18 protein-coding genes and 1 pseudogene are annotated in these 25,440 nt (G+C 67.8%); 17 read left to right on the plus strand and 2 right to left on the minus strand.

Going from position 1 to position 25,440, the window contains the following annotated elements:
* Window positions 1-87 precede the first annotated feature (87 nt).
* Window positions 88-735, minus strand: coding sequence for a flavodoxin family protein (locus tag F8D48_RS04160; protein ID WP_151430071.1), 648 nt, complete (start codon window positions 733-735; stop codon window positions 88-90).
* Window positions 736-838: 103 nt separating this feature from the next.
* Between F8D48_RS04160 and F8D48_RS04165 the strand changes: the two genes are divergently transcribed.
* From F8D48_RS04165 to F8D48_RS04195, 7 genes are all read left to right on the plus strand, one after another.
* On the plus strand, window positions 839-1,024 hold the full coding sequence (locus tag F8D48_RS04165; protein WP_135970565.1) for a hypothetical protein: 186 nt from the start codon (window positions 839-841) through the stop codon (window positions 1,022-1,024).
* 126 nt (window positions 1,025-1,150) lie between these two features.
* Window positions 1,151-2,122, plus strand: a complete 972-nt coding sequence (gene dusB, locus F8D48_RS04170; RefSeq protein WP_151430072.1) for a tRNA dihydrouridine synthase DusB — start codon at window positions 1,151-1,153, stop codon at window positions 2,120-2,122.
* A gap of 155 nt (window positions 2,123-2,277) precedes the next feature.
* Window positions 2,278-3,396 carry a radical SAM family heme chaperone HemW gene (gene hemW / locus F8D48_RS04175; RefSeq protein WP_151430073.1) on the plus strand — a complete coding sequence of 373 codons (1,119 nt, stop codon included), beginning with the start codon at window positions 2,278-2,280 and terminating at the stop codon, window positions 3,394-3,396.
* Between the two features lie 199 nt (window positions 3,397-3,595).
* Window positions 3,596-4,606: a heat-inducible transcriptional repressor HrcA gene (gene hrcA, locus F8D48_RS04180; RefSeq protein WP_151430074.1), complete on the plus strand. Its 1,011-nt coding sequence runs from the start codon at window positions 3,596-3,598 to the stop codon at window positions 4,604-4,606.
* A gap of 50 nt (window positions 4,607-4,656) precedes the next feature.
* Entirely contained in the window at window positions 4,657-5,808 is a 1,152-nt protein-coding gene (gene dnaJ, locus F8D48_RS04185) for a molecular chaperone DnaJ (protein WP_151430075.1), read from the plus strand.
* An 11-nt stretch (window positions 5,809-5,819) separates the two neighbouring features.
* Window positions 5,820-6,728 carry an RsmE family RNA methyltransferase gene (locus F8D48_RS04190; protein ID WP_151430076.1) on the plus strand — a complete coding sequence of 303 codons (909 nt, stop codon included), beginning with the start codon at window positions 5,820-5,822 and terminating at the stop codon, window positions 6,726-6,728.
* Window positions 6,721-8,076: a MiaB/RimO family radical SAM methylthiotransferase gene (locus tag F8D48_RS04195; RefSeq protein WP_151430077.1), complete on the plus strand. Its 1,356-nt coding sequence runs from the start codon at window positions 6,721-6,723 to the stop codon at window positions 8,074-8,076. Before F8D48_RS04190 ends, F8D48_RS04195 begins: the two co-directional genes overlap by 8 nt.
* A 394-nt stretch (window positions 8,077-8,470) precedes the next feature.
* On the opposite strand, the gene F8D48_RS04200 is transcribed toward F8D48_RS04195, so the two are convergent.
* Window positions 8,471-10,288, minus strand: coding sequence for an FAD-dependent oxidoreductase (locus F8D48_RS04200; RefSeq protein ID WP_151430078.1), 1,818 nt, complete (start codon window positions 10,286-10,288; stop codon window positions 8,471-8,473).
* A gap of 274 nt (window positions 10,289-10,562) precedes the next feature.
* Between F8D48_RS04200 and F8D48_RS04205 the strand changes: the two genes are divergently transcribed.
* From F8D48_RS04205 to F8D48_RS04250, 10 genes and pseudogenes are all read left to right on the plus strand, one after another.
* Window positions 10,563-12,017: a helix-turn-helix transcriptional regulator gene (locus F8D48_RS04205; RefSeq protein WP_151430079.1), complete on the plus strand. Its 1,455-nt coding sequence runs from the start codon at window positions 10,563-10,565 to the stop codon at window positions 12,015-12,017.
* Between the two features lie 68 nt (window positions 12,018-12,085).
* Window positions 12,086-13,042 carry a PhoH family protein gene (locus F8D48_RS04210; protein ID WP_151430080.1) on the plus strand — a complete coding sequence of 319 codons (957 nt, stop codon included), beginning with the start codon at window positions 12,086-12,088 and terminating at the stop codon, window positions 13,040-13,042.
* A gap of 5 nt (window positions 13,043-13,047) precedes the next feature.
* Window positions 13,048-13,536 (plus strand): rRNA maturation RNase YbeY, encoded by a 489-nt coding sequence (gene ybeY, locus F8D48_RS04215; RefSeq protein WP_135970575.1) that lies wholly within the window; start codon window positions 13,048-13,050, stop codon window positions 13,534-13,536.
* A gap of 7 nt (window positions 13,537-13,543) precedes the next feature.
* On the plus strand, window positions 13,544-14,026 hold the full coding sequence (locus F8D48_RS04220; RefSeq protein ID WP_240806218.1) for a diacylglycerol kinase family protein: 483 nt from the start codon (window positions 13,544-13,546) through the stop codon (window positions 14,024-14,026).
* 100 nt (window positions 14,027-14,126) lie between these two features.
* Window positions 14,127-15,047: a GTPase Era gene (gene era / locus F8D48_RS04225; RefSeq protein WP_151430090.1), complete on the plus strand. Its 921-nt coding sequence runs from the start codon at window positions 14,127-14,129 to the stop codon at window positions 15,045-15,047.
* A 54-nt stretch (window positions 15,048-15,101) separates the two neighbouring features.
* Window positions 15,102-17,276, plus strand: a complete 2,175-nt coding sequence (locus tag F8D48_RS04230) for a PASTA domain-containing protein (RefSeq protein ID WP_151430081.1) — start codon at window positions 15,102-15,104, stop codon at window positions 17,274-17,276.
* 10 nt (window positions 17,277-17,286) lie between these two features.
* Window positions 17,287-18,057 carry a DNA repair protein RecO gene (recO, locus tag F8D48_RS04235; protein WP_240806219.1) on the plus strand — a complete coding sequence of 257 codons (771 nt, stop codon included), beginning with the start codon at window positions 17,287-17,289 and terminating at the stop codon, window positions 18,055-18,057.
* 286 nt (window positions 18,058-18,343) lie between these two features.
* The gene (gene rpsO / locus F8D48_RS04240; RefSeq protein WP_035021466.1) at window positions 18,344-18,631 is read left to right on the plus strand and encodes a 30S ribosomal protein S15; all 288 of its coding nucleotides are present in this window, start codon (window positions 18,344-18,346) and stop codon (window positions 18,629-18,631) included.
* Window positions 18,632-18,792: 161 nt separating this feature from the next.
* Window positions 18,793-21,015 (plus strand): polyribonucleotide nucleotidyltransferase, encoded by a 2,223-nt coding sequence (locus F8D48_RS04245; protein ID WP_151430082.1) that lies wholly within the window; start codon window positions 18,793-18,795, stop codon window positions 21,013-21,015.
* Window positions 21,016-21,509: 494 nt separating this feature from the next.
* A pseudogene (locus tag F8D48_RS04250) lies at window positions 21,510-25,440 on the plus strand (hypothetical protein); the annotation flags it as partial.

Consider the following 25,440-nt stretch of genomic DNA (forward strand, 5'->3'; position numbering starts at 1 on the left):
GCGGTGAGCCTTGGCGCCCACAGGGCAAGGCGGCCCCCGCCGTCTGGCCGAGGCCGCCTTGCGATTGCCCGGAGCGCCGCGAGTGCCCTAGCCTTCCAGCACGTCCTCGCGCACGTAGTGGGTCCAGGTCTTGGGCTCTATCTCGGGTGGGGTGACGCCGGCCTCGCGCCCGGCCTCGATGCAGCGCAGCATCCAGGCCATGTTGCGACCCAAGGTGCGCATGGTGTGCAGGCCCTCGCCGTCGCCCTCCACGTCTCCCGGCACCCGGCCGAAGGCGATGTTCCAGTAGCTCGACGGCACCACGGGCATGTTGTTGATCTGGAAGTACTTGTTGATCTGGTCAGCCGCCTCGATGGTGCCGGCCCGTCGCGCCACGGCGATGCCGGCCGCGGGCTTGAAGCGCAGAAGCGAGCCGCCGGCGTAGAACATGCGGTCGAGCAGCCCGACGAGCGTGCCGGCCGCCCCGGCATAGTACACCGGCGACCCCACGATGAGCCCGTCGGCCGCAGCGGCCTTCTGGATGAGCCCGTTGCAGGGGTCGCTGTCGAACACGCAGCGGTTATCGCCCTTCTTCCCGCAGATGCCGCAGGCGATGCACCCGCGGATCTCCTTGTTGCCGATCCAGACCAGCTCGGTCTGTACGCCCTCGGCCTCGAGGGCCGCTGCGACCTCCTCCAGCGCGCGGTTGGTGTTGCCCTGCATGCGCGGGCTCCCGTTGATGAGCAGTACTTTCACGTTTGTCTCCTCTTCTCGTGTATTCGCCCGCCGTCAGGCGGCCATCCGTTAAACTGTTCGCTATTCTACACTGCATTTCGAACGCGTCCACAAGGTATAAGGTATGGCGAAGAATACGAACGAGGAATACGACTGGCTCAACGACCCCTTCGACGAGAAGAAGATCGCCGAGGAGCGCGAGCGCATGGCCATGTCCGGCGCATCAAAGGGACTGGTCGGCGTAGGGTGCCTGCTCGTCGTCATCGGGCTTTTCGCCATGGCGGCCCTGCTGCTGTTCGGCATCCTGTAGGCTGCCATGGGAAAGGCGTTCGGCATATACGCGGCCCCCGTCGGTGCGACCGCAGTATGGGAAGCGGCCCCCGTCGGCGCCCCTTGCGCGCTCCTCGCTTCCCTACGCTCGGGGCAGGCGTAGGCCATGGACGGACTGTTCGGGAAGTACCGGGTGCTTTTGGCCCCCATGGCCGGCGTGACCGACATCGCCTTTCGCACCTTGTGCCGCGAGGCCGGCGCCGACATGGCCTTCACCGAGATGGTGTCGGCCAAGGGGCTCTCCTTCGCCAACGAGAAGACGCGCCATTTGCTGGCCCTGGCCGACGGCGAGAAACAGGTGGCCGTGCAGCTGTTCGGTCACGAGCCGGACGTGATGGCCTCCCAGGCTGCCTGGATCGAGCAGGAGATGGGGGAGAGCCTGGCCTATCTGGACATCAACATGGGCTGCCCTGCGCGCAAGATCGTGTCGAAGGGGGACGGCTCGGCCCTCATGCGGGAGCCCGAGCTGGCCGCTGCCATCGTGCGGTCCGTGAGGGGGGCCGTGGAGCACCCCGTCACGGTGAAGTTTCGCCGCGGCTGGGCCGAGGGCGATGAGACGGCCCCAGCCTTCGCTCGGGCTATGGAAGAGGCTGGCGCCGACGCCGTGGCGGTGCACGGGCGCTATACCGAGCAACTGTACCGCGGCGCCGCCGACTGGGGCGTTATCGCCCGGGTACGGGAGGCGGTGGGCGTGCCCGTGGTGGGCAACGGCGATGTGCGCTCGGGCGCCGACGCGGTGCGCATGGCTGCGGAAACCGGCTGCGATGCCGTGATGATCGCCCGGGGCGCCGAGGGCAACCCGTGGCTGTTCTCCCAGGTGCAGGCTGCGCTCGCGGGGGTACCGGAACCTGCACCGCCGACCGTCAAGGAGCGCATTGCCATGGCCCGCCGCCACGCCGAGCTGCTCACCCACCGCGAGGGGCGCAACATCGTGCGCATGCGCAAGCACGCCATGTGGTATATGGCGGGCCTGCCCGGCGCCGCCGCGGGCCGCGGGCGCATCAACTACTGCACGACGCTCGACGATTTCAACCAAGTGTTCGACGACTTGCTGCTCATTGCCCAGGAGCACTCGTGATCTGTCCGCTGACGCGCCGCCGGATACCTCAATTCGCTCAGACAGTCCTCGCTTTGGAGAACAGGACATCTAGTCCTGTTCTCGTCGCTGCGGAACTCGCTCGGTTGAGGCACCCGGTGTCGCGTCAGCTGCGTTGCTAGAAAAGAGACTATTCTATGCCCTATGATCCCTACAAAGCACTCTACCTGCACATTCCCTTCTGCGTGAAGCGATGCGGGTACTGCGATTTCGCCACCGCGGCCACCGAGCGCGACTCGCCGGTCATCGACGAGTACGTGGAATCGCTCGTGCTCCAGCTGCGCCGCGCCTCGAAGGAGGGCGAGCTCGGCCAGATAGAGACGGTGTACCTCGGCGGGGGCACGCCGAGCCACATCGGCATGGGACGGCTGTCCATGCTGCTGTACGCGCTCTCCACGGCCATGCACCTGGAACCCGAGGTGGAGTGCACCATGGAGGCGAACCCGGAGAGCCTGACCGCGCCCATGGTGCGCGACATCTGGGCGCTCGGGGTGAACCGGCTCTCCATCGGCGTGCAGTCCTTCGACGACGACGTGCTGCGCATCCTCGGGCGCGCCCACGACGCCGAGGCGGCCCGGGCGGCGGTGCGCATGGCCCAGGAGCGGTTCCGGAACGTGTCGGTGGACCTCATGGGTGGCATCCCCGGCCAGAGCCTCGCCTCCTTCGAGGCCTCGGTGCGCGAGGCCGTGGCCCTCGGCGTGACCCATGTGTCGGTGTACCCGCTCGCCATCGAGCCCCGCACCCCCTTCGATGCCGCTGTGATGCGCGGCGAGATGGCCGAGCCGGACGACGATGTGGAGGCTGCGTGCATGGAGGCAGCGGAGCGCATCCTGGGGGAGGCCGGCTTTATCCGCTACGAGGTGGCCAGCTACGCCCGCCCCGGGTTCGAGAGCCGCCACAACACCGCCTACTGGACCGGCGTGCCCTACCTGGGACTCGGCCGCTCGGCGGCGACTATGACCCAGAACGCCGAGCGCCGCATGCGGGTGCAGGACGGGCGCGTGGTGGACGACCTGAACGCGCGGCAGATGGCCGCCGAGGACCTCATGCTGGCCATGCGCATGGCCCAGGGCGTCTCCGACGAGCGCATCGCCCGGGCGGCGGCGACCATCGGCGCCGGGGCGGTAGGGGCCGCCTTCGACGAGCTGGCGGCCCTCGGCCTCGCCGAGCACCGGGACGGCCGCTGGCGCCCCACCGAGCGCGGCTGGCTCTGCGGCAACGAGCTCTACGGCCGCCTGCTGGATTTGGCGCCCTGAGGCCGTGGCCGCGGCCGCCCGGTGCCGTCTGGGTCGGGCGGCGGGAGTCGTGGGCCCCTGTGCGCCTTCCGCCTGCTCCCATGTGTCGCTTGCGTCGAGATCGGCCCTTTCGTTAGCACTCTCGCCGCTTGGTTGCTAAAATAGCGTCAACAACGGCGCGCCCGCAGGGGGCGCCGGCGGGGAAGCGAAAGGAGCGGTCATGCTGTCGGAGCGACGCCAGAGGGTGCTGCGCGCGCTGATCGAGGACTACATCGAGTACGCACTGCCCGTGGGATCGCGCACGCTCACCGAGCGCCACCGGCTCGGCGTGAGCCCGGCCACGGTGCGCAACGACCTATCCGCCCTGGAGGACGCGGGCTTCATCCAGCAGCCCCACACCTCGGCCGGCCGTGTGCCCACCGATGCCGGCTACCGCACCTTCGTCGACGAGCTGCTCTCGTCGGGCCTCGCCGAGGAGGAGCGGCCCCATCCCGCCATGATGGACGAGCTGCGCGGCGCCGCCTGCGAACTGGATGCCCTCATGGAGCGCACATCCGCCGCCCTGGCGCGGCTCACCGACTGCCTCTCCATCGTCATGGCCCCCTCGGTCTTCGCCGGCCGCATTCGCCAGATCACCCTCGTGTCCCTGTCGGTGTGGCAGGCCATCATCATCGTGGTGGCCGATGACGGCCAGGTGGCCAACCGCACGGTCGCCTTCTCCGAAGAGGTCACCTCCGATGAGCTGGCGGCGGCCCAGAACCTGCTGAACCGGCTGCTCGTGGGCCAGTCGGCCCGGGATGTGCGCCGCTCTCTGGACGCGAGCACCATTGAGGCCCTGCGCGATCCCCTCGTGCAGCTCGTCATCGACGAGGTGGTGGAGTGCCTCGGCGTGAGCGACGGGAACCGGGCCCATAGCCTCGGCATCTCGTCTCTTCTGCGCCAACCGGAGTTCAGCGACGCCAAGGCGCTCTTGCCGGTCATGGAGGTACTCGAGGACGACGAAGTGCTCCTGCACACCTTCGACGACACGGTGGAGGGGGAAAGCCCCGTCATGGTGCGCATCGGACGGGAGAACCCTGCCTCGGAGCTGGCCGGCATCTCCATCGTGGCCTGTTCCTACGGCCGCGGCGACAGCGAGGGCGTCGTCGCCGTTATCGGCCCCACCCGCATGAACTACGGCAATGCTATCCGCGCCGTGCGCGCCGCCCAGAGCGTGCTCTGCGACGACTAGCGGCGCCACCGACTTTTGTACGACCCATCAGAAAGGCAAGACGTTCCACTATGGCCGCAACGAAGGACCTCTACGAAATCCTCGGCGTCTCCCGCGACGCCTCCGAAACCGAGATCAAGAAGGCGTTCCGCCACCGCGCCCGGGAGCTGCACCCGGATGTGAACAAGGCGCCCGATGCGGAAGACCAGTTCAAGGAATTGAACGAGGCCTACGACGTGCTGAGCGATCCGCAGAAGAAGGCCGCCTACGACCGCTTCGGCACCGTGCCCGGGGCTGCGGGCGGCGCGGGCCCCTACGGCGGCGTGAACATCGACTTCGAGGACTTGTTCGGAGGCGGCGGCTTCGGCGGCATGGGCGACATCTTCTCCACTTTCTTCGGCGGCGCGGCGGCCGGGGGCGGACGCCAGGTGCGCAAGGACGGCCGCGACATGGGCGTGGGCATCCGCATCAGCCTGAAGGAGGCGGCCACCGGCGAGAAGAAGGAGATCGTCTATGATCGCTTGGCGCCGTGCCCCGACTGCGACGGCACGGGCCTCGGCGAGGGCGGCAAGGAGGTCACCTGCCCTGAATGCGACGGCCGCGGCCGGGTCGTCACTGTGCAGCACACCTTCCTCGGCGACATGCAGTCGGCCACCACGTGCCCCGAATGCCACGGCACCGGCACCATTATCGAGAACCCCTGCCCCGAGTGCGAGGGCCAGGGCCGCGTGCCCGACCGCCAGCGCGTATCGGTGGAGGTGCCCAAGGGCATCCGCGACGGCCAGCAGCTGCGCATCCACGGCTTCGGCGAGGCGGGCATGCAGGGCGCGCCGGCCGGCGACCTCATCGTCACCGTGCGCATCGCCCCGGACGAGTTCTTCGAGCGCGACGGTGATAACCTGCATTGCAAGCTCGTGGTGCCCATGGTGCAGGCGGCCCTCGGTGCCGATATCGAGATCGACGGCATCTTCGAGGACGAGAAGGTCACGGTGAAGATCCCCGAGGGATGTCAGAACGACCAGGTGGTGCGCGTAAAGGGCTTCGGCATGCCGCGCCTGAAGAGCGACGTGCGGGGCGACCTGTTCGCCCACATCGACGTGGAGATTCCCACGAAGCTCTCCAAGCGCGAGCGCGAGCTTTTGGAGGAGCTGGCCGCCGAGATGGGCGAGACCGTGGATGAGAAGCGCTCGCCGCTGCAGAAGCTGCGGGATATCTTCGAATAGGGGAGTCGTTCATGTCGCTTCCGCGCTTCTTTTTGGAAAACCAGGTGCTCGCTGCCGAGACGGAGGCGGTGTTTCCGCTGCGGCTGGCGGCCGACGACGTGAAGCACGCGAAGGTGCTGCGCCTGACTGCGGGCGAGCATATCGCCGTCATCGACGGGGCAAGCGACTACTTCGAGTGCGAGATCATCGATATCTCCAACGGGTTGCCGCTCGTCTCCATCGCCCGTCACGAGGAGGCGCCCGCGGAAGGTCCTCAGGTGGTATTGCTCCAGGGCCTGGCCAAGGGCGACAAGATGGAGACGGTCATCCGCCATGCCACCGAGGTGGGCGTGGCGGCCTTCGTGCCCCTGACCTGCAGGCGCTCGGTGGTGAAGCTGGACGGCAAGAAGGCCGCGGCCAAGACCGAGCGATGGTGGGCCATCGCCAAGAGCGCGGCCATGCAGTCGGGGCAGGCTCGCATTCCCGAGGTGAGCGAGCCGGCGACCGTGGGGGAGGCCTGCGCGCGGCTCGACGGCGCCACGGCCGTGCTCGTGTGCTGGGAGGAGGCACCCGGCAGCGCGAGCCTGCGCGAAGCGATCCAGGGCGCTCTCGCCGCCACGCGCACCCCTGCGGCCGATGCCCGCATCGCTGTGGTGGTGGGCCCCGAGGGCGGCCTGGCCGAAGAGGAGGTGCGCGCGCTTCTGGCGAGCAACCCCCGTGCCCGCCTCGTCACGCTGGGGCCCTCTATCTTGCGCACCGAGACGGCGGGCATCGTGGCCCCGGCCCTGGCGCTCTACGAGCTCGGCGCCATGGGGAACGGCCCCGAGAGGGCTGAGATCGAGCGGGTCGAAGAAGATGCGGGGACGGTTCTCCCGGCCCCCTCGCCAGCGGCCGAGGGCTTCGTGGCGATGTTCCCGTCGGCGGAGATCGCCGATGCGTAGGGCCGCCTTCCGCTTCGCCGTGGTGAACCTGGGCTGCAAGGTGAACCGCGTGGAGGCCGATGGCTTCGAGCGGTTGCTCGCCGGACGCGGGGGAGCGCCGTCGCCTGTGGCCGAGGCCGACCTCATCGTGGTAAACACCTGCACGGTCACCGGCGAGGCCGAGAAGAAGACCCGTAAGGCCGTGCGCCACGCCCTGTTCGCCAACGAGGAAGCGCCCGTTGTCGTTACTGGCTGCGCAACGGAAATCGATGCGGCGTCATACGAGGCCCTGGGAAGCCGCGTGACCGTAGTCCCGAAAGCCGTTATGGCGCTCTATTTGGAAGAGGGCGCATTTCCGTCACGACTTCCCGCGGGGGGCTCCCCCCTCGATACTCGCGCGCAGCGCGATGACCACACGGCGGAAGAGGGCGAGCTGGCTGCACCCGAGAGGCCGGCTCCTTCTACCGGCAACCGCGCTGCCGGGCTCGCGGCGCCTGAGGGCGCAGAGGCGGTGCTGCCCGCCGACGGGCGCACGCGTATCGGCATCAAAGTACAGGACGGCTGCGACAACGCTTGCACGTACTGCATCGTGCACGTGGCCCGCGGCCGCGCGACGAGCCGGAATGCCGACGAGGTGGCGGCCGAGGCCGTAGCCCTGGCGCGGGCCGGGGTGCGGGAAATCGTGCTCACGGGCATCAACCTGGGATCCTACGACGCCGACGGCCTGGATCTGGCCGACCTCTGCCGGCGCCTGCTCGCCGAGACGGCCGAGCTGCACGCGCCGGGCGAGCCGCCCTGCCGCTTCCGCATCGGCTCGGTCGAGCCCATGGACGTGTCGATGGACCTCATCGGCCTTCTCGCCGAGGCCAGGGGGCGCCTCTGCCGCCATCTGCACCTGCCCCTGCAATCGGGCTCGTCAAAGGTGCTGCGGGAGATGGGCCGCCCCTACGACGCCGAGGAGTATCGCCAGCTCGTGGACTACTTGCGGGCCATGGTGCCCGAAATAGCGCTCACCACCGACATCATCGTGGGCTTTCCCGGAGAGACCGAGCAGGACTTCGAGGACACTTGCGCCTTGGCCCGCCACGTCGGCTTCGCGAAGATTCATGTGTTTCCGTACTCGCGGCGCGAGGGAACGCCGGCGGCTGAGCGCCCCGACCAGGTGCCTCCCGGGGAGAAGGCCGCCCGGGCGGCCCGCTTGCGCACCCTGACCGACGAACTGGCCGCGGCCGACCACGCCGCGCGTGCGGGCGCGGTCGAGCTCGCCCTCGTGGAGCGCCCTGGCCATGCCACTACCGAGAGCTACCACGAGATGCCCGCGCCCGCCGGTGCCGCCATCGGCTCTCTTGTCCCGGTTAAAATAGGGTAGCCACGGGGGTCGAGACACCCTTGAGCAAGGGGCACCCGTAATTACGGCTTGCGCTCTGCGAGGATCCCTCTTTCGGTCGGCGAACACCCCCGTTTCTGCGCGAAATCGTGAGTTATGAGCGTCTCGGGGCCGGCGAAGAGCTGAATCCCACGGCACCTTCCACGAAAACGTCTGGTCAGAATATCGCCGCAACCTCTAATGTCGCAGATCTCGCGTGCCGGAACGCCCTCAGACGCTCATAACTCGCGATTTCGTGCAATTTCGAGATAGTTCGTCAACCAAAGTGCATCATACGTCTTGGGCATCAAACGGCAAAAGCCCCGCAGACTTTGGTGCCTGCGGGGCTCAAGAGGGAGGGTATGGCAGGGCTGGGTTCGTCCCAGTCGAGGTTGCCTTAGGCGAACAGATCCAAGTCCGGAATCTTCTCGTCAGCGTTGCCGCCGGCGGCGTTGATGCCAGCCATGCGCCCGAAGGTCACGCAACGGCCGTGGCCGATACCGGGCACATAGGTGGGGTAGTCGCCCGCGCCGAAGAAGTCGCCTGCCGCCGAGCCGCAGACGTAGAGGCCCTCGATGGGCTGGTCGTTGGCATCGAGCACGTGGGTCTCCAGATCGGTGCGCAGGCCGCCGCACATGGTGAGCAGGTCGGCCTCCAGCTTGCCGGCATAGAACGGCGGCTCCACGACCTTGGCCATCACCTCGGGGCGCTTGCCGAAATCGAGGTCCTTGCCGAGATCGCACAGCTCGTTGTAGCGCTCCACGGTGGCCACGAAGTTCTCGGCGGGCACGCCCATGAGGCCGGCCAGCTCCTCCAGGGTGTCGGCTGTCTGGGTAAGCCCGCTTTCGATCTCGCCCTGAAGCACGATCTCCTGGGCCTCCAGGTTGTACTCACCGCCCACGGGCTGGGTCAGCTGGCCCCACTGCAGGCCGCCGCCAAGACCGGCATCCATCTGCTGCTTCACGGCCTTAAGGCCGTTGGCGTCGTAGATGGTCCAGGCCTCCTTCTGGGTCTGCAGGGCCTTGGTGACCGACTTGGACTGGGTGTTCACATCCTCGTTCTTGAAACGCTTGCCCTCCCAGTTCACATGGAGGAAGCCGTAGGAGGCCGCACCGAAGTCGAGGTGCATGACGGCCGCGTGGGGCTCGCTTCGCTGCATGGCGCCGCCGATCCAGATGGCCTGCTTGTGCATGTCGCCGGTGTCGCAGTCCGGCGGATTGTAGTAGCGGGCGTCCATGGCGTAGGCAGTCATGGGAGCGTAGTACTGGAACATCTCGTCGTCGGCGGCGTAGTCGCCCGACGCAATGACGACCGACTTGGCGTTGATCTGCACCATGCCCTCGGGGGTGCTCACGATGGCGCCAGTCACCGGGCCCTCGCCGTCGCGCACGAGGCGCTCGGACTTGGTCTCCCAGCGGATTTCGCCGCCGTTAGCGGCGATGGCATCGTACAGGGCGGGCACGAGCACGGCGTTGCCGTACACGTCGCCCACGCCGGAACCCTGGTAGAAGGTGAAGTTCACCGTCTCCTCCAGCATGCCCTCCTTGTAGAAGATGTGGGTGACGGGATACTCGGTGTAGTCGGGACCCTTGTAGTAGCCGTCCCACAAAAGCGCCTCCAGGCCCTGGGCCTTGGCGATGTCGTAGAGCCAGTCGAAGCAGGCGCCGGACTTGCGGGCGTACTCCCACAGCAGCGGCTCCTTCACGCGGCCCTGGGCCCAGTTGATCCAGCGACGCACCACGTGCACGTAGTCGGGCTCCTCCAGCAGGCCCTGCTTCACCAGGTCGGCCTGGACTTTGGTGTGGAAGCCGGCGATATGCACGCCGCGGGCGATGGCCTGCTCGCTGTTCTTGTCGATGGTGATGACCTTCGCGCCCTCCTCCAGAGCGGCCAGGGTGGCGCAGCAGCCGCCCAGGCCCGCGCCGATCACGAGCACGTCGGTGTCCTCGGTCGCGGTGATCTCGTCGGCGGGAATGGGCTCTGGCGCGATCTCCCAGCTGTGCAGGCCCTGGGTGTCGGGGCCGGCCGAAGCGCCGTTGTCGGCCATGGGCATGCCGCCGGTTTGGGACAGCGTCTCGCCGCCTGCGGCGCTCTCGGCGGGCGTCTGGGGCGCACAGCCCGCGAGCCCGGCCACGGCAGCCCCGGCGGCCGCAGTAGCCCCCAGACCGAAGAATGCGCGGCGGGAAAGGCCGCTCTTGCTCTGTTCCTTGGTCATGATTCCTCCTTTAAGAATCCTCCCCATCCGAGGCTCGGCGCCACGAATGCGACATCGCCCCCGCCCCGCTCCCTTCGGCGGGGCCCTCGGCAGCGTTGCCGGCTGCGCTGGGCAGCTGATCCGATTCAAGCGCAAAGGCTCGGGTGAATCTCCCCGTCGGCAGGGGGAAACGTCTCCCTCATACCCAATATCCCCCTCCCAGGGGGAGACGTTTTTCCTGGCTCTGAGGGGAGGCGACTTCCAAACCCCTATAATGTCGGCGGAGGGATAGACCATGAAGAACAAGTTTTCTCGGGAGCACTGGCTCTCGCCGGACGTGCTCGGCTTCGCCGCCCACTGGGCGTGGATTTGGTGCGTGTTCTGGAGCAGCCGCTTCTACGAGGAGGGAGCGCAGCTGGGCGCCGCTGCCTTCACTCCGGGCACCATGCTCGAACCGCTCTGGGTCGTGTCCCTGCTCGCCAACGTGGTGTCCATCGCGGCCTTTCTGCTGCTTGCCCGCGTGCGCAACCCCCTCTCGGAGTTGCGAGTCGTGCCCTGGGAAGCGGCGGTTCTCACCGCGCTGGGCACTCTGTGCGTCTCCCTGCTGCCAGGCCTCGTGGATCCGAGCTCGGCGCCCACCCTTTATTTAGTGGGAGCCGTTCTGACGGGCGTGGGTAGCGGTGGCATTGTGGTGCTGTGGGGCGAACGGCTCGTGGAGTACGGCCCGCGCCGGCTCATGCGGGTCTTCGTTGCCGCCATCATCATGGCCGCAGGGGCCTACGGCGTACTGCTTGCCCTACCCGCAACCGCCGCCCACCTCGCTGTGGCAGCCCTTCCCCTCATGAGCATCGCCTGCTACCGGCGCCAGGCACGTCGCCTGCCCCGGGTGCCCCAGAAGTACCGCAACCTGCCCGTTGCAGCGCGGTTGCCTCTCGTCATGATCCTCGTGGCTTTCTTCTTCGGCCTGTCCTTCGGGCTCATGAAAGGGCTCATGGCCCCCGTGGGGGCGGGGTGGATCAATCTGCGCGACCTTCTCAACATCGTGGCCATCGTGGGGGCGGCCGGTGCCTTCTACATCACCAGCGCCGTGTTCAAGATGGACTTCGACCACCTCACCTACCAGGTGGCCCTGCCGGCCATGGCCGCGGGCTTCCTCTTCCTGCCCCTGCACGAGCCCCTCTCCATCATCGGAACGGCGGTGCACCAGTTCGGCTACCAGTACTTCTATATCGTGCTGTGGGCCATTTGGGCCGTGCTCGCCGCTCGCGAGGAGGTGCCCGCCGCCTGGATGGCCGCCTGGGGCCTGCTCGCCATCCAGCTCGGCCAGTTCGCCGGATCCGTGGCGGCCGACGTGAGCCACCCCTTCCTGGCGAGCGATCTGTCCCTGGCCATGCTCGCCGCCCTCGTGATCTTCCTCATCCTGCTCGTGAGCCTGTTCGTGTTCGGAAACCGCTCCGCCTCCACGGGCTGGGGCTTCGTGCGCCCCATGGAAGAGGAGGCGCGGCCTGCTGCAGGGACAGGACTGGACGAGGCCTGTGAGGCCCTGGCCCGGCGCCACCGCCTGACCTCCCGCGAGCAGGACGTGTTCCAGCTCTTGGCCCGCGGCCGCAATCGCGCCTTCATTCGCAAGGAGCTCGTCATCGGCGACGAGACGGTGAAGAGCCACGTGAAGGCCGTCTACCGCAAGTTCGAGGTTCACTCCCAGCAGGAGCTCATCAACCTCGTGGAAGAGGAGCGCACCGCTGGGTAGGGGCCGCCTCATGCCCTGTTTCCGAGGGGTTCTGTTGCAAGCGCACAAGATGAGGTACAATAAAGAACATGACTGATTCCAAGCAGACAACGCTCACAGCGCCCGCCGATGTGGACATGGCGCTTGTAGTGGGTGAGGCCGACGGGATACTCCACCAGATGGAGGATGCCTTCGATGCCCGCATCACCGTGCGGGGCAATACGGTGTCCCTGGCCGGCGACCCTATCGAGGTGCAGCAGCTCACGGCGCTGCTCACCGACCTGTTCCGCCAGGCCGAGGGGGGAGAGGCGCCCGATGCCGACTCGGTGCGCCGCGCCATCGAGCTTCTGCGCCATGCCGAGTTCGCCCCATCGGCTTTGCGCGACGACGTGCTGCTGTCCTACCGCGGCCGAGCCATCCGCCCGAGAACCGCCGGCCAGAAGCACTACGTGGACGCCATCCGCGAGAACACCGTCACCTTCGCCATCGGGCCCGCCGGCACGGGCAAGACCTATCTGGCCATGGCCATGGCGGTGGCGGCCCTGAAGCGCAAGGAAGTGGGCCGTATCGTGCTGTCCCGTCCCATCGTGGAGGCCGGCGAGAACCTGGGCTTTCTGCCCGGCACCCTCTTCGAGAAGGTGGATCCCTACATCCGCCCCCTCTACGACGCCCTGTACTCCATGTTCGATATGGAGAAGGCGTCCTTCCTCATCGAGACCGGCGTCATCGAGATCGCGCCCCTCGCGTTCATGCGCGGCCGCACCTTGAACGACGCCTTCATCATTCTGGACGAGGCCCAGAACACCACCCCCGAGCAGATGAAGATGGCGCTCACCCGCCTCGGCAACGGAGCAAAGATCGTCGTCACCGGCGATATCTCCCAAATCGATCTTCCACGGGGCATAAGCGGCCTCGTGCAGGTGCGCTCCATTCTGGAGGGCATCGACGACATCGCGTTCTGCGATCTCACCGGAAAGGACGTCGTGCGCCACTCCCTTGTCGCCACCATCGTGGCCGCCTACGAGCGCGCGACGGGAAAGGCCTGATTCCCATGGACATCCTGATCACTTTCAACCACGGCGAAGACCGCCTCGCCGAGCTTCCCCTGGCGTCGCTGGCGCAGTTCGTCCTGAAGGACGAGGGGAAGCCCGCCAACTCGGAGGTGTCCATCAGCTTCGTGGACAATGCCACCATCGCCGAGCTGAACGAGCGCTTCCGCGGCATCGAGGGGCCTACCGACGTGCTGTCCTTCGAGTGCGACAACATCGCCGACGACATGACCGCCGCCGACGGGGAGGGCTGCCCGGTCTACGAGCTCGGCGACATCATCATCGCCCCGGACGTGGCCGCCACCCAGGCGGAGGAGTACGGCAACTCCTTCGAGCAGGAGATCAGCCTGCTGCTCGTCCACGGCCTTCTGCACCTGTGCGGCTACGACCACATCGTCGACGAGGAGGCCGAAGTGATGGAGGCCCGGGAGAAGGAGCTCCTCACGGCCTGGTCCGAGCGCGACCTGCCGGCCGCCGACGAGAGCCGCTAGGCGCCCCGTGCCCGACGATCGCCCCACTTCGGCCCCGGCCCCCCAGACCGTCCCGCCCGCCGAGGGCGGCTGCGGCTGCGACGGGCGCCTCGTGCGCACCGCCGCCGACAGCCGTTCCGCCGGCACGGGGCGCTTCCCGCTGCTGTGCGCCTTCCGCTGCGCCGGGCGCGGCATCGCCTACGCCTTCGCCTCCCAGCGCAACCTGAAGATCCAGCTCGCCGTGGCCGCCCTCGCCGTGGCCGCCGGCCTTATCCTGGGCATCTCGCGGACCGAATGGCTCGCCGTCGTGCTGGCCATCATGGTGGTGGCCGTGTCCGAGGTGGTGAACACCGCCGTGGAATCGGTGACCGACCTGGCCAGCCCCGACTGGCACCCCTTGGCCCGGGCCGCCAAGGACGCCGGGGCCGGGGCCGTGCTTCTGGCCTCCGCGGGCTCGGTGGCGGTGGGGCTCATCGTGTTCGCCCCGCACCTGCTGGCCCTTCTTCCCTGACCCTCTGACCGCTCCGACCCCCGCACGCTCCCGTCCGCCTCGCGGGCGGCAACCCGAAAGGACACCCGTGGACCTCGACGCCTACTTCGCTGAAAACCCCATGGGGGGCTCGTTCCCCACCAACCCCGACTTCAAGAGCGGATTTGTCACCCTGGTGGGACGTCCCAACGCGGGCAAATCCACGCTTTTGAACGCCATCATGGGGAAGAAGATCGCCATCACCTCCAACACGGCCCAGACCACGCGCCACCGCTTCCGCGCTGTGTACACCACCGACGAGATGCAGATGATCATCGTGGACACGCCGGGTTTGCACAAGCCCAAGGACGCCCTCGGCGAGGAGCTGAACACCTCGGCCATCAAGGCCCTGGAGGACGTGGACGTGGTGGCCATGCTCATCGACGCCTCCCAGCCCATCGGCCGAGGGGACGAGTGGGTGGCCGAACAGGTGCGGGCCGCGAAGGGCTCGGCGAAGATCTGCGTGCTCTCCAAGACCGATATGGTCAGTGATGCCCAGATCAGCGCCCAGCGCGAGGCGGCCGAGGCACTGTGCGACTGGGACGCCATGGTAGGGCTCTCCTCCACCACGGGCCGCAACGTGGACGCCTTCGTGGAAGAGGTGCAGTTCCTCTTGCCCGAGGGCCCGGCGTGGTTCCCCGCCGACATGGAGACCGATCAGCCCCTGGAAGTGATGGTGGCCGAGTTCATCCGCGAGAAGGTGCTGCGCAACTTCTTCGACGAGGTGCCCCATGCCATCGGAGTCGGGGTGGAGGAGATGGAGTTCGAGAAGCCGAACCTCTACCGCATCTACGCGGTCATCTACGTGGAGCGCGACAGCCAGAAGGGCATCATCATCGGCAAGCGCGGCGCGGCCATCAAGCGCATCGGCACCGAGGCCCGCCGCGACCTGGAGCTTCTCCTGGGATCCAAGGTGTTTTTGGACCTGTCGGTGAAGGTGCGGAAGAACTGGCGACGCGACGCGAATCAAATTCGCCGATTCGGTTACGGAGAAGGTGCGTAGGCGGTATATCTGCGCTACAATTCTCCCCAACCATACCTTTGAGGAGAGCTGTAGATGAAGTGCCCCCGCTGCTCGTTCCATAACGCCGACGACGCCCCCTTCTGCCAGGAGTGCGGCCACGTGTTCCTCTCGAGCGACCGCATTCCCGCCGTGCCCGATCCGGCCGAGGCGGAGCGCCGCCGCGATGAGGCGCTCGGGGCCGTGCCGCCGGTGGTGAAGGTGCCCGACATCGCCGTGCCCGAGGCCAAGCCGGCCGCGCGCCCCACGGTGCCCGAAGTGGTGCCCGCCGCGCCGCGCACTTCCGTGGCCGATCTGGTCGATCCCCTGCCCGAGCCCCCGCGGGAGCCTGACTTCTCCGGCTTCGAGCGCCTCGTGGACTCAAGCTATGTGCCCCCTGCGCCCGCGAGCAGCGCCGGCGACACCGCCGAGATCCCCGTCGTCCGCGACGAGTACGTGCCTCGGGCCCGCAACTACACCCTGGGCCTGTCCCCGCGGGAACAGAAGAAGCGCGACCGCGAGCAGCGCAAGCTCGAGCGCCAGTTCGCCAAGGCCCAGCAGAAGGAGGAGGCGCGCCGCATCCGGGAAGAGGCCCGCGCCGCCGCCGAGGTCGCCCGCGAGGAGCGCAAGGCGGCTGCGGCTGCCGCCCGCGAGGAACGGCTGGCCGCGGCTGCGGCCGCCCGGGAAGAGCGCAAGGCCGCCGAGGTCGCGCACGCCCCCGAGGCGGACGAGGCCCTGGCCGCCGGCGCCATGCTGGCCGCAACGGAGGCCGCCGCGGCTGAGATGGCCGCCGCCAGCGAGCAGGCCGATGGGGCCGAGCCGGCACCCGCAGCCCCGGACGCCACGGCGGCTCTGAAGCCCGGCGCCCTGGAGCTGCCCGCGGCCGAGACGGGCATCGTGCCGGTGGGGGAGCGCGCCATCGCATCCACCGCCGAGGCCGAGGCCGCCACGGAAGACGAGCCCGCAGGCGCCCTTGCGCCGGCTACCGGCGCCGGTCCTTTGGAGGCCGCTGGTGCCCCATCGGCCCCGGCGGCCCCGGCCGGGGTCGAGACGGCGGCGATGGCCCCCCGAAGCGCTTCCGCCACGGGGAACCCGCGCGCCAAGGCGGCCGCAGCCAGGGCCGAGGCCCGCGGTGCCGAGCCGGGGGACGCGACCCGGACCGATACCGCGAAGAGCCCGAAGACCGTCGCCGCACCGGCAAAGGGCCCCTCGGACAAGAAGACCCCCGCAACCGAGAAGGCCGCCGCGCCGCCGACCGCCCAGGCCCGGCCGCCGCGCTCCAAGGTCCCCTTCATCATCGGCGCCCTCATCGCCCTCATCGTGGTCGGCGGTGTCGCCGCGGCGGGCACCTACATGGCCGAGATGTGGGGCGGCAAGACCGTCCCCTCCGTCGTGGGGCTTCCCCAGGCCGAGGCCGAGGCCGCCTTGGCCGATAAGGGGTTCGCCGCCGCCGTGACCGAGGAGAAGTCCGACGAGGCCCCGGGCACCGTGCTGGCCGCCGCCCCCGACGGGGGCCGGGCCGAGGAGGGGAGCACCGTGGAGCTCACCGTGGCCGTGGCCCGCACGGTGCCCGCCGTGGCGGGGCTCACCCAGCAGGAGGCCGTCGACCTGCTCGCCGCCGAGGGTCTTTCCAGCGTGGAGGTGACCGAGGAGAAGTCCAACGAGGCCACTGGCACCGTGCTCGCCGTGGCCCCCGAGGCCGGCACTGCTCTCTTGTCCACCGACCCCGTGACCCTCACCGTGGCCGTGCCCTTCACCGTGCCGGATGTGGCGGGCTCCTCCCGCGACGATGCCGTGGCGGCCCTGGAGGCCGAGGGCTACGAGGCGGATGTCCAGCGCTACTACACCGAGGATGCGGAGGAGGGCACCGCCGTCTCCACCGACCCGGAGGCTGGCACCGAGCTTAACTCGGGCAGCACCGTCACGCTCTACATCGCCAAGTCCCGCGCCGCCGAGCTGCGCGAGCTCACCATCGGCGTGCTGCCCGGGGCCACGCTGACCACCGAGGAGGGCACCTACCTGGTGAAGGAAGTGAAGAGCACCTCCTACAAGGGCGATGGCGAGGTGAGCTACACCGTGGTGGCGGTGAAGTCCGAGGTGGTGAAGTTCCCCTTCGGCCTCGGCGAGAAGACCTACTACGACGACAAGAACCCCGTGACCCTCGAGGGCGGCCTGGTCTGGAACGACAACGACAAGATCTCCTACGCCAATCCCGAGATCACCCTGCCCTAGGGCGGCGCGAGTGGTGTCCCAGCCCACCTATCCCCTGCGCGCCCTGGTGCTGCGCCGCACGAAGCTGGGGGAGAGCGACCTCATCCTCACCCTGCTCGCCGCCGACGGCAGCCTGGCCCGGGCCGTGGCCAAGGGGGCCCGCAAGCCCACCAGCTCCTTCGCCGCCCGCACTGAGCCCCTCTGCGTCGTCGACCTTCTGTGCGCCCGCGGCCGCAGCCTCGACATTGTGAAAGAGGCGCGGCTCGCCGGCGCCCACGACCCGCTGCGTCGCGGCATCGAGGCCTCGGCCGCGGCCCTGCCCCTGCTGGAGCTGGCCGGTCGCGTGGCCCAGAACGGCCTGGAAAATCCGCGGCTGTTCCAATCCATCACCCGGGTCCTCGACGTCATGGATACCGCCGATGACAACCACCGCCTGGCCCTGGCCGCCGCCGCGCTCGTGAAGCTGCTCGCCTTCTCGGGGCTGCGGCCGAGCCTCGAGGCCTGCGTGGGCTGCGGCGCCCCCATCGCTTTGGAAGAGGGGGCTCGCGTGCCCTTCTCGGCCATCGAGGGAGGTGCGGTCTGCCCCGCCTGCCGCCCGCACCTGGAGACGGTTCCCGTAGAGGCGGCCACCCTGTGCTGGGCCCAGTACTTCCTCGGCAGCCCCTTCGACGCCCTGGCCGCTGGGCCGGCCGACTCCTCGGCCTCCTTTGCCGTGCTGCACCTCGTTCAGGCCCTCGTGCGGGCCCACGTGGGCAGCCCCCTGAAGTCCCTGGAGTTCCTCTTCACGAGCGGCCTGTTCTGATGCGGCGGCAAGGGCGGGGCCCTTGCGCTTCCGGCGTCTCGCCGCCCGACCATGGCCCGCGAGACGCCGTCGGGCCGCCGCTCCCTGTGCAGATACGGTGACGCTGGCGGAATGGGGCCTTGTGGATGGGGGAGTGCTCGCCTATACTGGGCAAGCTGTGCGAACAGCCCATCGGCCCCTAGCTCGAATGCGCCACCCGCTTTCCCGCTCGGAGCCGACGACAAGGAAAAGCCGCAGGAAGCGGCGAAGGAACGCGGGGCATTCCCGCAGAAGAAAGGTGGCAATCATGGCCAACAAGGACAGCATCTCCAAGGAGCGCACCGCCGAGCTCATGCGCGAGTTCGGCAAGAACGAGCAGGACTCCGGTTCTGCCGAGGTACAGGTGGCGATCCTCTCCGAGCGCATCCGCAACCTCACCGAGCACCTGAAGGTGCACAAGAAGGACAACCACACCCGTCGCGGCCTCATGATGCTCATCGGTAAGCGCCGCGGTATGCTGAAGTACATCAAGAACCGCAACATCGACGAGTACCGCGAGCTCATCAAGAAGCTCGGCATCCGCGACAACATCTAGTTCGAGCAGGTACGGGGCCCCTCGGGGCCCCGTTTGCTGTATAGAGCGGTCGTAGGCGCAAGGGTGCGCCGCGGTCGCGGGGGCGGGGGAATATAAGTAGCCCGAACCCGAAGGAGCTTCCGCGCAATGAGGTGCGGAGGAGAAGAGAAAGAAAAGAAGACATGACCAAGATTGTCGAAGAATTCGAGTTGTACGGCAAGCAGTACCGTCTGGAGACGGGCGAGCTGGCCAAGCAGGCCACGGGAGCTGTGCTCGTCACCTGCGGCGAGACGAGCGTGCTCGTGACCACCGTCGTCTCCAGCCAGGAGCGCGACTACGACTTCTTCCCCCTGACCGTCGACTACATCGAGAAGATGTACGCCGTGGGCCGTATCCCCGGCGGCTACCTGAAGCGCGAGGCGAAGCCGTCCGACCACGGTACGCTCGTGGCCCGCATGGTGGACCGTCCCATCCGCCCCGGTTTCCCCGACGGCTACAAGAACGAGGTGCACATCGTTGCCACCCCGCTTGTGATCGACGAGGAGCACCTGCCCGACACCATCTGCGTGGCCGGCGCTTCGGCGGCCCTGCTTGTGGGCGGCGCCCCCTTCGATGGGCCGGCCGCCGCGGTGCGCATCGGCCGCAATGCCGAGACCGGCGAGTTCATCGTGAACCCCACCAACACCGAGATGGAGACCTCCGACCTGGAGCTGACCATCGCCGGCACCGCCGACTACATCTCCATGGTGGAGGCCGGCGCCGACGAGATCTCCGAGGAGGACATGCTGGCCGCCATGACCTTCGGCCAGGAGGCCATCGCCGCCTTCTGCGAGAAGCAGGCCGCCTTCCTCGCCCGCGTGAACCCCACCCCCATGGAGTACAAGATCCACATGGCCGACCCGTCGGTGGCCGAGCGCGTGGACGCGCACCTGGCCGAGATGTCCGCGGCCCTGAAGGACGCCGACAAGGCCGCCCGCATGGGCAAGGTGGAACAGCTCAAGGCCGCCATCACCGAGAACGACTTCACCGAGGAGGAGCGCACTGCCTGGGGCAGCGACATCAAGGCCGCGCTGAAGTCCCTGGAGAAGCGGGCCATGCGCGCCATGATCATCGAGACCGGCGAGCGCGTCGACGGCCGGAGCGCCGACGAGATCCGCCCGCTCTACATCGTGCCGGGCTACCTGCCCCGCGTTCACGGAAGCGGCCTGTTCCAGCGCGGCCAGACCCAGGTCATGTCCGTGTGCACTCTCGGCATGCTCAACGAGTGGCAACGCCTCGACACCATCTGGCCCGAAGAGGGCAAGCGCTACATGCACCAGTACAACTTCCCGCCCTACTGCACCGGCGAGACCGGCCGCATGGGCGCCCCGAAGCGCCGCGAGGTGGGCCATGGCGCTCTCGCCGAGCGCGCCATCCTGCCGGTGCTGCCCGACACCGATGCCTTCCCCTACGCCATCCGCGTGGTGAGCGAGGTGCTGGAGTCCAACGGCTCGTCGTCCATGGCCTCCACCTGCGGCTCCTGTTTGGCCCTCATGGACGCTGGCGTGCCGATCTCGGCCCCTGTGTCCGGCGTGGCCATGGGCCTTATCAAGGAGGGCGACGATGTGGTGGTGCTCTCCGACATCCAGGGCATCGAGGACTTCCTCGGCGACATGGACTTCAAGGTGTGCGGAACGCCCAACGGCATCACCGCGCTTCAGATGGACAACAAGGCCCGCGGCCTGTCCGTGGAGATTCTCGCCCGCGCCCTGAAGCAGGCCCACGATGGCCGCGCCCACATCCTTAAGGCCATGCTCGCCACCATCGACGGCCCCCGCGCCGAGATGAAGGAGACCGCGCCGCGCATCGAGACCATCAAGATCCCCGTGGACAAGATCCGCGATGTCATCGGGTCTGGCGGCAAGGTCGTCCGCGGCATCCAGGAGGAGACCGGCGCCTCCATCGACATCCAGGAGGACGGCACCATCCACGTGGGCGCCGTATCCGGCACCGCCATGGAGGCCGCCAAGGCCATGATCTTGGGCATCGTGAAGGAACCCGAGGTGGGCGAGGAGTTCGAGGGCGAGGTCGTCGGCATCAAGGACTTCGGCGCCTTCGTGAAGCTGACCCCCGGCAAGGACGGCCTGCTGCACATCTCGCGCGTGGCCAACGGCCGCGTGGGGAAGGTGGAGGACGTGCTGAACCTGGGCGATGTCATCAAGGTCGTGGTGCTGGAAGTGGATCCGAAGACCGGCAAGATCTCCCTCGATCGTCTGGACAAGCCGGACGCCCCCGAGGGCAGCGCCCCGGCCCGTCGCGAGGACCGCGGCGAGCGCGGTCACGGCCATGGCGAGCGTCGCGAGCGCCGGGAGGACAACCGTCCCGGTCGCGCCGGCCGCACCCCGCGCCGTCGCCACGAGGGCTAGACTTCGCATTTCACAGAACGCCGGCGCCAGGGGCCTGCCCTGGCGCCGCTCGGGCCGGGTGACAGACCACGGTCCCCCGGGAAGCCGCCGTTGCGCGGCTTCCCGCAGTTTATGGCGAACTTGCTCTTTTCCTGATCAGCGGGTCGGTATATAATCAATGGTTATCTACAGCTTGGTAACGAAGGCGCAACAACAGGGCTACGGCATGTTCGGCGCTTTCGTCGATAGAGAGCCAGGAGATGACCGACATGAGGAAAACGCACAAGCTCCTCCGCGGAGCGCTGGCCGCCGTGCTCGCCTGCGGGCTCATGATGCCCACCACGGCGCTCACTGCTTTCGCGGACGAGGAAAATACGCCTACCCCCCCCCTAAGTTCTGAGAGCAGCTCAGGCGAAGGGGCGTTCGACGGGCCCCTCGCTGACGTGGACGCTAAACCGTCAGATCAAACACTGCAGGACGAGGTCGCTTCCCAGACAGAGAGCGTTCTTCAAGCCGTGACGACGGCCGGCCAATACCTGCAGCGGGCCGCAACGGCTGCCCTCGATGCCTCAGACGCGGCCACTCCCGCTGGCGATCCCGTACCCCGCGATGGAGGGTGGGTCACACCGGTGGGCTGCCAGCTTCAGATCAACGGCGGCACCGATGGCACCGACTATTCCTTCGCCGATGGCATCTTGCACATTCTCAGCTCAAAGCCCCTCACGGTGAAGATGGCTGACGGCGTGACCACGACGGCTCAGACGATCCAGATCGATGCCGGCGTGCATGCCGACCTCACCCTGGCCGGCGTGACCATCCAGAGCACTACCTCAGCGCCCATCAACATGGTCAACAACGTAAAGGATATTGCCGACAACGACGGAAAAGCGCCGGAGAACCAGCGCAAGGCCGCCACCGCCGACGAGATCCGTCGCAAGACCATGCTGCACCTAACGCTCGCGAGCGGCACGAGCAACACCCTCGAGTCAACGGTAAGCGCTAACAGCGGCTGGCCCGGCATTCGCTGCGGCTGGGGATCGGTGCTCGTCATCGATGACGAGGTGCGCAATCTCGACACATCGAACAACATCGTCACCCCCGTCAATGGCCTCATCGGCTCAGATGTTACCCTCATCGGTGGCCAGAAGCTCTCGGCGGGAAGCGCTCCTACCGAGATGGATGCGAAGAACCCCGGGGAACTGACAGCCGTTGGCCGCGGTCAGTCGGCCGGCATCGGCGGCGGCCCCAAGGAGAACAGCGGCACCATCATCATCAATGGTGGGCGCATTACCGCCACCTCCACGAGCAGCAACCTCTCCTATTCCAATGGTGCCGGCATCGGTGGCGGAGCGGGCGGCTCCGGAACCGTCATCACTATCAACGGAGGCCGCATCAAGGCCACGGCGGGCTATTGCGGATCGGGCATCGGATCGGGTCTTGGCTACTTCACGACAAGCTCCAATATGGACTGCACCGCAAAGGATGATGCGATCGATATCCTAAAGAAGGAAGAGAATTCCCACGGCTACAGCTTCATCGATACCGTGACAACCGAGTTCAATACGGGTGATGTGCAATATCCTAACTTGGAAAACTACCATACCGTTGCGGGCGATATTACCCTGAATAGCGGGTTCGTCGATGCCCACAACGGCGGCCATGGCAACGCCTTCGGTCAGAGTTGCGGCCACGGCCCCGCCTCGAACAAGAACCACATCATCCGCGTGACCGGCGGAACGCTCTTGGCGACCGTCACCTACGGCAGCGGCCCTCCGCGCCTCCTTGAGATCGGAGCCCGCCTCGGCTACACAATTATCACCGGCGGCTCGGTACGCGTCAGCAACGTGAATATGTTCCAAGGCTTCGGCGACACCGCCTACAACACCCAGGGGGTGGAGACCTGGGACGATGTGGTGCGCATTGCCGGGGGAGATCCGAACGATCCCGTTGCGGCCGACCGGAAGTACCTGCCCGACACCGACAAGGTGCAGATGCTCACCATTGACCTGTCGAGCGAGTTCGGGACCGGCGAGAACAAGACCGTTCCCATCACCAAGTGGAAACTCGAAGTAGACAATCAGACGCAGGACTACGGAGCCCCCTCGTACCTGAACGAGGGCCAGCTGTACCTGTGGCTGCCTAAGAGCGCCACGGGCAAGAACGTGACCGTGACCATGTCCTACCGCGACGATGCCGGCGAGGAGCACCACATCGAGCCCATGTACGTGGAGGAGGTGGGCGGGAGCGCCGGCTCCACGCTCAAGCGCTACATCGACATCATCATCGACAAGCTCCCCGATGACCAGAAAGAGTACTTCTCCGGCCTCTCCAAGGACTACGACGGCCTGGAGTTCGAGATGTTCAACGTGGGCGAGAATCCCATTGACACCTCGCCCTTCGAGGCCAACGGCAAGATCCTCGACGACCCCGATGCCGTAGAAGTCAGCTATCAGGCCTATGCGGCCATTGGCGATGAGCTGCCCATCGAGGGCGCCCCGGTCATCAAAGAGGGAAAGATGCCCGCGGACAGCGGCGTCTTCAAATTCCAGCTCGTATCGAAGGAGCATGCTACCGGCACCTTCGGTAACGCCTACTGGGGCCACCGCATCACCGGCTGGTCTGAGGTGCGCAAAGTGCCCGCCGTGCTGAAGATCGCCGAGAAGGACGGCACCGCCTGGGTGCGCCTGAAGAAGCAGGGCGACGGCAGCTACGGCTACGAGCTGGTGAAGGAGACGGACAAGGACCCCGGCACGCACCTGCGCGTGGCCTTCACCGTGCGCTCGGCCAAGGGCACGGCCGTCACCTGCAAGGCGCCCACGGGCAAGTTCCAGGTGCTCATCGACGGCAAGCCGGTGGGCGAGCCCGTTCCCCTGACCGAGGAGGCCATGGAGAAGGCGCCGGGATCCAGCCTCACCATCAAGGAAGGGGCAAAGGAGAAGGACGAGAACACCTCCGCCGCCATCGCGGGAGAGGCGAACCGCTGGGAGACCCAGGTGGAGTACTTCCTCGACCCCACCAACCTGGACGGCGCCCTGGACGTGCTGGGGACGTCCGGCCAGGGCAACACCCACGAGGTGACCGTCCGCTACATCCCGGACAAGAACTACGTGGAGGGCACCGAGGAGAGCCCCGAGGACGAGAGGACCGAGGCCTCCAAGCCCACCACCATCGTGCCGGTGAAGCCGGAGGGCACGGTCGCCCCCGACGATCCCGACAAGGTGGAGGTCGAGGACACGCCCGACCCCGCGCCCGGCCCCGGCGGCACCGACCCGGACAACCCCACGGGCAAGATGCAGGTGGTGCGCAAGACCATCAACGTCAGCTACGGCGACTTCCACAGGGCGGACGCCGAGGTGGACGACTTCTTCAAGATGGCCATCACGTCCAACTCGTCGGCCCCCGGCGGCTTCACCACCTCCAACACGGCCGTGGCCGACCTGGTGCGCGGAGAGGACGGGAACCCTGTCCTCGACGAGGACGGGAAGCTGCAGATCCAGGTGAACAGCTGCGGCACCTCGGTCATCACGCTGGAGCAGAAGGCCAACGCCCTGTTCACGGGCATCAAGTACATCCTCACGGTGAACGTGACCCCCGACCCGTCCCTGAAGCCCCAGATCCAGATCCGCCTCACCTGGCGCAACCTGACCGCTCTCGGCGAGGCCGCCGGCGAGCCGGCCGCGGCCCTCGCGGCGCGCGGCCTGGCGGCGCTGGCCGCAGGGGAGGGCGAGGCCCTCGCCGCGTCGGCCCGGACGGCCCCCGACCGCGCGATCACCCCGCCGCGCCCCGGCGACGTGATCGAGTACACGGTCACCGGCCTGAACCTCACGCCCGGTTCCGCCTGGCAGGCCGCCGAGCTCAAGGACGCCATCGACGCACGCCTGTCCTTCGACGCCAAATCGGTGGAGATCGCCTCGAACTACGCGACCCACTCCGACAAGTACGACCTGGGCACGGCCGCGTTCTACAACGGATTCGATTGGGACGGCCTGGGCTGGGCGGACGTGGAGCCGTCGGACTTCAGCTACGTCGCCCCCACCCTCACCAAGGGCGTCGGCACCGTGTACGGCGGCCAGTCCACCTCGGTGCGCTTCCGCGCCACGGTGGGGGAGAACGAGGGCCTGGGCGACCGCCCCGAGGACGGCAGGCTCCCCGAGATAACGAACGAGCCTTCTGGCTCGGGCGGCTACGGCAAGGACGAGGACGACCTCGCCCCCGGCGAGGAGCCCGTGCCCCCGGAGGCCCTCGTGCCCGACGCGGACATCGTCGTGGTGGGCGCGGGCGACAAGGATCCCGATACGGGCAAGTTCCCGCCGGCCGCGCCCACCCCCGTGCTGCCCAAGGACCCGCCCGCGGCCGACATCCAGACCACCGTGAAGGTGGAGCTGAAGGAGCACACCGAGGAGCACGACGGCGACCGCTTCATGGTGGGCGACACCCTGCAGGTGA

Origin of the sequence: Adlercreutzia muris, from assembly GCF_008831045.1 — a bacterium.
Taxonomy (GTDB): domain Bacteria; phylum Actinomycetota; class Coriobacteriia; order Coriobacteriales; family Eggerthellaceae; genus Adlercreutzia; species Adlercreutzia muris.

Bases quoted from the DNA above. Each gene is read 5' to 3' on its own strand.
- F8D48_RS04165 (WP_135970565.1), top strand. From the start codon at position 839: ATGGCGAAGAATACGAACGAGGAATACGACTGGCTCAACGACCCCTTC.
- dusB (WP_151430072.1), top strand. From the start codon at position 1,151: ATGGACGGACTGTTCGGGAAGTACCGGGTGCTTTTGGCCCCCATGGCC.
- hemW (WP_151430073.1), top strand. From the start codon at position 2,278: ATGCCCTATGATCCCTACAAAGCACTCTACCTGCACATTCCCTTCTGC.
- hrcA (WP_151430074.1), top strand. From the start codon at position 3,596: ATGCTGTCGGAGCGACGCCAGAGGGTGCTGCGCGCGCTGATCGAGGAC.
- dnaJ (WP_151430075.1), top strand. From the start codon at position 4,657: ATGGCCGCAACGAAGGACCTCTACGAAATCCTCGGCGTCTCCCGCGAC.
- F8D48_RS04190 (WP_151430076.1), top strand. From the start codon at position 5,820: ATGTCGCTTCCGCGCTTCTTTTTGGAAAACCAGGTGCTCGCTGCCGAG.
- F8D48_RS04195 (WP_151430077.1), top strand. From the start codon at position 6,721: ATGCGTAGGGCCGCCTTCCGCTTCGCCGTGGTGAACCTGGGCTGCAAG.
- F8D48_RS04200 (WP_151430078.1), bottom strand. From the start codon at position 10,288: ATGACCAAGGAACAGAGCAAGAGCGGCCTTTCCCGCCGCGCATTCTTC.
- F8D48_RS04205 (WP_151430079.1), top strand. From the start codon at position 10,563: ATGAAGAACAAGTTTTCTCGGGAGCACTGGCTCTCGCCGGACGTGCTC.
- F8D48_RS04210 (WP_151430080.1), top strand. From the start codon at position 12,086: ATGACTGATTCCAAGCAGACAACGCTCACAGCGCCCGCCGATGTGGAC.
- ybeY (WP_135970575.1), top strand. From the start codon at position 13,048: ATGGACATCCTGATCACTTTCAACCACGGCGAAGACCGCCTCGCCGAG.
- era (WP_151430090.1), top strand. From the start codon at position 14,127: ATGGGGGGCTCGTTCCCCACCAACCCCGACTTCAAGAGCGGATTTGTC.
- F8D48_RS04230 (WP_151430081.1), top strand. From the start codon at position 15,102: ATGAAGTGCCCCCGCTGCTCGTTCCATAACGCCGACGACGCCCCCTTC.
- rpsO (WP_035021466.1), top strand. From the start codon at position 18,344: ATGGCCAACAAGGACAGCATCTCCAAGGAGCGCACCGCCGAGCTCATG.
- F8D48_RS04245 (WP_151430082.1), top strand. From the start codon at position 18,793: ATGACCAAGATTGTCGAAGAATTCGAGTTGTACGGCAAGCAGTACCGT.